At 67.8% G+C, this 6127-nt stretch carries 8 protein-coding genes; 3 read left to right on the plus strand and 5 right to left on the minus strand.

The window, feature by feature from the left end; genetic code table 11:
• The 3 genes from HMPREF3115_RS25365 to HMPREF3115_RS25375 form a co-directional block, all read right to left on the minus strand.
• The coding region (locus HMPREF3115_RS25365; RefSeq protein WP_141751739.1) for an ABC transporter permease subunit at positions 1–228 on the minus strand (228 nt) is incomplete at its 3' end.
• The gene (locus tag HMPREF3115_RS25370; protein WP_006397957.1) at positions 225–914 is read right to left on the minus strand and encodes an ABC transporter permease; all 690 of its coding nucleotides are present in this window, start codon (positions 912–914) and stop codon (positions 225–227) included. The genes HMPREF3115_RS25370 and HMPREF3115_RS25365, both read right to left, overlap by 4 nt.
• 63 nt (positions 915–977) lie before the next feature.
• Positions 978–1751 carry an ABC transporter substrate-binding protein gene (locus HMPREF3115_RS25375; RefSeq protein ID WP_070556598.1) on the minus strand — a complete coding sequence of 258 codons (774 nt, stop codon included), beginning with the start codon at positions 1749–1751 and terminating at the stop codon, positions 978–980.
• Between the two features lie 388 nt (positions 1752–2139).
• On the opposite strand from HMPREF3115_RS25375, the gene hutC reads away from it, so the two are divergent.
• Positions 2140–2835 carry a histidine utilization repressor gene (gene hutC / locus HMPREF3115_RS25380; protein ID WP_006397955.1) on the plus strand — a complete coding sequence of 232 codons (696 nt, stop codon included), beginning with the start codon at positions 2140–2142 and terminating at the stop codon, positions 2833–2835.
• Positions 2836–2860: 25 nt separating this feature from the next.
• On the opposite strand, the gene HMPREF3115_RS25385 is transcribed toward hutC, so the two are convergent.
• Positions 2861–4084: a glycosyltransferase gene (locus tag HMPREF3115_RS25385; RefSeq protein ID WP_070556600.1), complete on the minus strand. Its 1224-nt coding sequence runs from the start codon at positions 4082–4084 to the stop codon at positions 2861–2863.
• Positions 4085–4174: 90 nt separating this feature from the next.
• On the opposite strand from HMPREF3115_RS25385, the gene HMPREF3115_RS25390 reads away from it, so the two are divergent.
• Together HMPREF3115_RS25390 and HMPREF3115_RS25395 are read left to right on the plus strand one after the other, a co-directional pair.
• A complete protein-coding gene (locus HMPREF3115_RS25390; RefSeq protein ID WP_070556602.1) occupies positions 4175–4831 on the plus strand; it encodes a TetR/AcrR family transcriptional regulator in 657 nt (218 codons plus the stop codon).
• Positions 4832–5013: 182 nt separating this feature from the next.
• Positions 5014–5367: a hypothetical protein gene (locus HMPREF3115_RS25395; RefSeq protein ID WP_006397952.1), complete on the plus strand. Its 354-nt coding sequence runs from the start codon at positions 5014–5016 to the stop codon at positions 5365–5367.
• 28 nt (positions 5368–5395) lie between these two features.
• On the opposite strand, the gene HMPREF3115_RS25400 is transcribed toward HMPREF3115_RS25395, so the two are convergent.
• Positions 5396–6127 (minus strand): alpha/beta fold hydrolase (locus HMPREF3115_RS25400; protein ID WP_070556604.1); only part of this gene is annotated, 732 nt, incomplete at its 5' end.

The following is a 6127-nucleotide window of genomic DNA, read 5'->3' on the forward strand; positions in this document are numbered from 1 at the left end:
CAGCAGCTGCACGTAGAGCGGCGTGCCGCGGAACACGTAGGTGTAGAGCCAGACGGGCCCCGAGATCCAGCGATTCGACGAGGCGCGCGCGATCGCGAGCGGCACCGCGAGCGCGAAGCCGAGCACGATCGACACGACGAGCAGCCACAGCGTGATCGCGAGGCCGCTGAAGCGGTAGCCGTCGGTATAAAGATAGTTCTGCCAGTACTGGCTGACGAGTTCGATCACAGTGCAAGCCTCCGGACGCCGACCGAATAACGCTTCTCGAGGTGGTGCAGCACGACGTTCGACACCGTCGTGATCGCGAGGTAGATCGCACCGGCCGCGAGCGTGAAGAAGAAGAAATCGAGCGTGCTCTTGCCGGCGTCCTGCGACGCCTTCACGACGTCCGCGAGGCCGATGATCGACACGAGCGCGGTCGCCTTCACGAGCACCTGCCAGTTGTTGCCGATGCCCGGCAGCGCAAAGCGCATCATCTGCGGGAACAGGATGCGCCGAAACACGCGCCAGCCGCCCATTCCGTATGCGAAGCCGGCTTCGAGCTGACCGCGCGGCACCGCGAGGAACGCGCCGCGGAACGTTTCGGTGAAGTAGGCGCCGTAGATGAAGCCGAGCGTCACGACGCCGGCGAAGAACGGATCGATGTCGATCTGTTGCCAGCCGAGCAGGTCGGTCACGTTGTTCAGCAGGATCTGGATCCCGTAGAACAGCAGCAGCATCAGCACGAGGTCGGGCACCGCGCGGATCAGCGTCGTATAGAACGTGCCGACTGCGCGCAGCACGCGGTTCGTCGACAGTTTGGCGGCCGCGCCCGCGAGGCCGAGCAGCAGCGAAGCGGCGAGCGACAGCACCGCGAGCTTCACGGTCTCGACCGTACCGGCCCACAGCAGCGGGCCAAATCCCTGGAAAATCATGTCGGTTCCATCCGGAAAGACATGCGGCGCGCGAGGCCGTATGCCGCGCGCGCCGCCGCGGCGTCAGCCGCCGTAGACGTCGAACGCGAAGTACTTCTTCTCGAGCTTCCTGTACGTGCCGTCCTTCAGCATCGCGGCGATCGCCGCGTCGATCTTCGCTTTCAGGTCGGCGTCTTCCTTGCGCAGCCCGATGCCCGCGCCGTTGCCGAGCGTCTTCGGATCGTCGAGGTTGCCGCCCGCGAACGCGAAGTTCGCGCCGCGCGGCGTCTTCAGGAAACCGAGATCGGCCTGCACGGCGTCCTGCAGCGCCGCGTCGAGGCGGCCCGACATCAAGTCCTGATACACGCCGTCCTGGTTCTGATACGGGACGACCTGCACGCCCTTCGGCGCCCAGTACGCCTTCGCGTACGTCTCCTGGATCGTCCCCTGCTCGACGCCGACCGACTTGCCCTTCAGCGACTCGGCGCTCGGCTGCAGCCCGGCACCCTTTTTCGCGACGAGCCGCGTCGGCGTGTTGAACAGCTTGTCCGAGAACGCGATCTGCTCGGCACGCGCAGGCGTCATCGACATCGACGACAGCACGCCGTCGAACTTGCGGGCCTTCAGCGCCGGGATCATCCCGTCGAAGTCGTTTTCGACCCACACGCATTTCGCCTTCAGCCGCGCGCAGATTTCGTTGCCGAGATCGACGTCGAAGCCGACGACCTTGCCGCTGGCGTCCTTCGATTCGAACGGCGGATAGCTGGCGTCGACGCCGAAGCGGATCGTCGACCAATCCTTCGCATGCGCCCCGACGGCGATGCACGCGAGAGCGACACTGAGCACGAGTTTTTTCATGGCGTTCCTGTAAGTGGCCGAGCCCCGCAGATGCGCGCGGCATCTGCCCCAACCCGCGGCGCGCGTTCGTCGCGGCGCCGAAGTTGTACATACAACTTTGCCTTTTGGCGGCTCGCCCGCGCAATCCGTGTTTATCTCTAGTCGCCGAACAGATGCGCATTTCGAATGAATTTCCTTTTATTTCAAAATGATACGGATGCATGATGCACGCTCGCCGGCGCTTGTCGGAAGAATAGGCAGATCGAGCACGCTTGAGTTTTCTGTCTAGACATGTTTCACCGCCGGCCCACCGCTATGTCCCTTTCAGGTACGCAAGGCGATTCGAAGCTTGTCTATACTTGACGGCGCGGCGCGCAGCGCCTTCCGCCGCCTCTTGAACAACGACGCAATGACCACACCGATCTATCAGGAAATCAAGGACTTCATCCTCGCGCGCATTCATGCCGGCGAATGGGCGGAGGGCGACCAGGTGCCGTCGGAGAACGAGCTCGCGCGCGAGTTCAACGTCGCGCGCATGACCGTGAACCGCGCGCTGCGCGAGCTGACGGCCGAGCAGGTGCTCACGCGCACGCGCGGTTCCGGCACGTATGTCGCGTCGCCGAAATACGAGTCGACGCTCGTCGCGATCCGCAGCATCTCCGATGAAATCGCCGCGCGCGGCCACGCGTATCGCGCCGAGGTGCTCGAAGTCGGCGCGGCCGTCGCCGACGCCAAGCTCGCCGACGAACTGCAGCTCGACGCAGGCAGCCCGATCTTCCACTCGCGCGTGCTGCACTTCGAGAACGACACGCCCGTGCAGCTCGAGGAGCGCTGGGTCAATCCGGCCTGCGCCCCCGAGTACGCGCTGCAGGACTTCACGACGACCACGCCGAACCAGTACCTGACGCGCGTTGCGCCGCTGCAGCGCGTCGAATACCGGATCGAAGCCGCCATGCCCGGCGCGGAAACGCGCCGCCGGCTCGCGATGGACGACCGCGAGCCGTGCCTGATGCTGCATCGGCGCACGTGGTCGCAGGGGATGGTCGCGTCGGTCGCGAATCTCTGGCATCCGGGCAGCCGCTACCGGTTCACCGGACATTTCTGAGCGGGCGCGTGCCGCGCGTCGGGCATCAACGCCTGAGCGCGCGCGTCCAGCGTTCGATCGCCTCGACCGCGCGGGTGAGCCCGTCCTCGCTGGCGATGCGCGCGCCGAGCGCCGCGGCGCGCGAGCGCGTGTCCTCGCGCTCCGCGAACGCGATCGCATGCGCGAGTGCGGTCGCCTGCACGCGGCCGCCCGGCACGGCGCCGGCCGCGACGCCGAGCCGCTGCAGCCGGTCCGCCCAGAAAAACTGATCGCCCGCGAACGGCACGACAACCGACGGAATGCCGGCGCGCGCGGCCGAATGCGAAGTGCCCGACCCGCCGTGATGAATCGCCATCGACGTGCGCGGCAGCAGCCAGTCGTGCGGCGTATCGCCGATCACCTGAACGTTGGGCGGCAGCATCGTCGCGTCGATCGCGCTCCAGCCCGGATAGAACAGCGCGCGCCTTCCGTCGAGCGCCGCCGTCAGCGCGGCGGCCATCGCGGCACGATCGAAGCCCGTCATGCTGCCGAAGCCGATATAGATCGGCCGCTCACCCGCATCGAGGAACGACGCGAGCGCGCGCGGCGGCGTCCATTCGCGCGTATCGGCGCGCCACTGACCGACCGCGCGCACGTGGTCGGGCCAGTCCGCCGGCGCGGACAGCAGCGCCGGCGACACGCCGTACAGCATCGGATGGTCGGTCCAGACGCGCCCCCGCGGCGGCAGCCCGCAAACGCTCGCACGCGCGGCGTTCGTCGCGCGCCGGAACGCATGCCACAGCAGCGCGTTCACGAGCCGGTGGCTCGCGCGGTTCAGCCAACGCGGCACGCGGCGCGGCGGCAGGAACGGCGAGCCGAACGCCGCGGTCGGCGTAATCGGGATCATCCCGGCGCCGATCGCCGGCACGTTCCGGTATTCCGCAACCGACAGACCGACGAACGCGGCGAGCCCCGACACGACGATCGCATCGCAGCCGGCCGACGCCTGCGTCAGCTCGTGCATCCACGCGGCCGTGTTCGCGTTCGCGATCGCCGCGAGCGCCTTCGACGTATCGCGGAATCCGCCCTGTCCGAGCACCGCGTCGGACAACGCGCCGCGAATGTCGCCGGACAGCGCGGCAGAGGGCACGCCGACCGCCTCGGCGCTCGCGAGCGTCGCTGCATCGGCAAGCAGCCGCACGTCATGGCCGGCATCGAGCAGCGCACGACCGAGCGCCGCGAGCGGACGCGTGTCGCCTTCGGTGCCATAGGTTGCAATCACGAGCTTCATCGGCGCTCCTCGTGCATCGCACGAATGGTGTCATAAAAGTGCACGTCGTATACTAATGCAATTCGTACACTTTCAGCGAAACGCTCCGCCATGACGCCACCGCCCGCCGATTCCGGCCGCCGCGCGCGCAAGCGCATCCAGATGCTCGCGCATCTCGCCGACACCGCCGCGCGCCTGTTCGACGCGCTCGGCTACGATGCGGTGACGATGGAGCAGATCGCCGACGAAGCGGACGTCGCGAAACGCACGCTCTACAACCACTTTGCGACGAAGGAAGCCGTACTCGCGCACTGGCTCGAACGCGAACTCGCGCGCGATCTCGCGCACCTGCAGCGCGACGTCGCGCGGCGCAGGACGTTCGCGTCGCGGCTCGCCTGCGTGCTCGATGCGTCGGCCGTCTGGTGCGAGCAGCATCCCGCGCATCTGCTCGCGTATCTACGCCATCGGTTCCTGAGCATCGGTGCGACCGCACCGGAAAGCGGCGATCCGGGCGCCGGCGACATCGCGCCCGTCTGGCATCGACTGATCGCCGACGCGCAGCGCGCAGGCGAACTGAACCCGTCGCTGCCGGCCGACCAGCTCGCGACGTGGTTCCATCATCTCTATCTCGGCGCGATGCTGCGCTGGCTGACGGTGTCGGGGCTGTCGCTGAAGCAGGAATTCCGCGCGATCGCGAAGCTGTTCGTCGAAGGCGCGCAGGCCGCGCCGACTGCGCCGCGCGCCTCGCGCGCCGCCCCGGCGCGATGAGCGCACGTGGCGAGTCGCGCGCACCCGCTGTATCGGTCGCGACACAGGACCGATGCGAAAAGCGCCGCGCCGCAGTATGCTGACGACGTACGGCTGCACGGCGCGCGTCGGGCTCCCTCCGTATCGCGCGTTCTCGTGCCGCCGTCACGACCGCAATCCTGCGTCGCAAGGAGGGATTCGTGATGGCTACCACGCATCAGCATTTCCACCTCGAACTACGGCACGCCACTGCGCCGACCTATTTCATCAGCTACCTGTTCCCCGCGCTGCTGTTTGTGTACGAACTGCTGCGGGTGGGCCAGTGGATTCGCGATCACGGGATGCAGTTCGCCGCGTTCAAGCAGATGGGCTACGAGTTTCTGCTGATGCTGCTGTTCGTCGGACTGCAGATCGTCGTCGAGGCGATCTTTCTGCTCGGTGCCGCGATGCGCAAGGATCATCGCGACTTCGAACACCGCGTACCGAACGTGATTCTCGGGATCGGCTGCTCGATCGCGCTGCTCGCGATCGATCTCGCGATCCAGCTCGCGTTCTGATCCGGGCGGGCATCGCCCGCCCGTGCGCTTACGCGTGCGCGTCGCGCAGCAGCGTCGCGACGGCGGCCAGCACGTCGTCCGTGCGTTCGCGGTGCGGCATGTGCCCGCACGCGCCGAGCATCAGGTACGACGACGGGCCCGCGACGCGCGCGGCGATCCGCTTCGGGTGCGCGTCGGAGCCGTATTCGTCCTGCTCGCCGTGAATCGCGAGCGTCGCGCAGCGCACGCGCGGCAGATCGTCGTCGAGGCTCCAGTCGCGAAACGCCGGCGACAGCCACGTGTCGACCCACGCGCGCAACACCCATTCGGCCTTGTCGCCGTGATAGCGTGCGAGCCGGTCCAGCTGGCCCGGTTCGTCGAACTGGCGGCCCGCGTCGCGAATGCCGTTCAGCGTGCGCGTCTCGACGAAGGCCTGTGCGGCCACGGTCACGAGCGCGCGGCAGCGGTCCGGATACGCGGCCGCGCAACCGACCGCCATCCCGCCGCCGACGCTGTGTCCGAACGCGACGAACGCGTCGACGCCGAACTGCTCGAGCACCACGCGAAACGCGTGGTCGGCCTCGTCGCGCACGAAGGTCGTCGCGAGCGTGCCGCGGTGTGGGTCCGAGCGGCCGAAGCCGAGACGGTCGTACGCGATCACGTCGCGTTGCGTCGCGGCCGCGAGGCGCTCGGGAAAGTCGCGCCACAACTCGACGCAGCCGAGCGAATCGTGAAGCAGGAGGATGGGAGTGGCCGGCTGAGGTGCGGCCGGCTGAGGCGC

It is taken from the genome of Burkholderia sp. HMSC10F09 (assembly GCF_001806955.1).
Lineage (GTDB): Bacteria > Pseudomonadota > Gammaproteobacteria > Burkholderiales > Burkholderiaceae > Burkholderia > Burkholderia multivorans.

Excerpts from the sequence above, each read along its gene's own strand:
- HMPREF3115_RS25370 (WP_006397957.1), bottom strand. The coding sequence starts at position 914 with ATGATTTTCCAGGGATTTGGCCCGCTGCTGTGGGCCGGTACGGTCGAG.
- HMPREF3115_RS25395 (WP_006397952.1), top strand. The coding sequence starts at position 5,014 with ATGGCTACCACGCATCAGCATTTCCACCTCGAACTACGGCACGCCACT.
- HMPREF3115_RS25390 (WP_070556602.1), top strand. The coding sequence starts at position 4,175 with ATGACGCCACCGCCCGCCGATTCCGGCCGCCGCGCGCGCAAGCGCATC.
- HMPREF3115_RS25385 (WP_070556600.1), bottom strand. The coding sequence starts at position 4,084 with ATGAAGCTCGTGATTGCAACCTATGGCACCGAAGGCGACACGCGTCCG.
- HMPREF3115_RS25375 (WP_070556598.1), bottom strand. The coding sequence starts at position 1,751 with ATGAAAAAACTCGTGCTCAGTGTCGCTCTCGCGTGCATCGCCGTCGGG.
- hutC (WP_006397955.1), top strand. The coding sequence starts at position 2,140 with ATGACCACACCGATCTATCAGGAAATCAAGGACTTCATCCTCGCGCGC.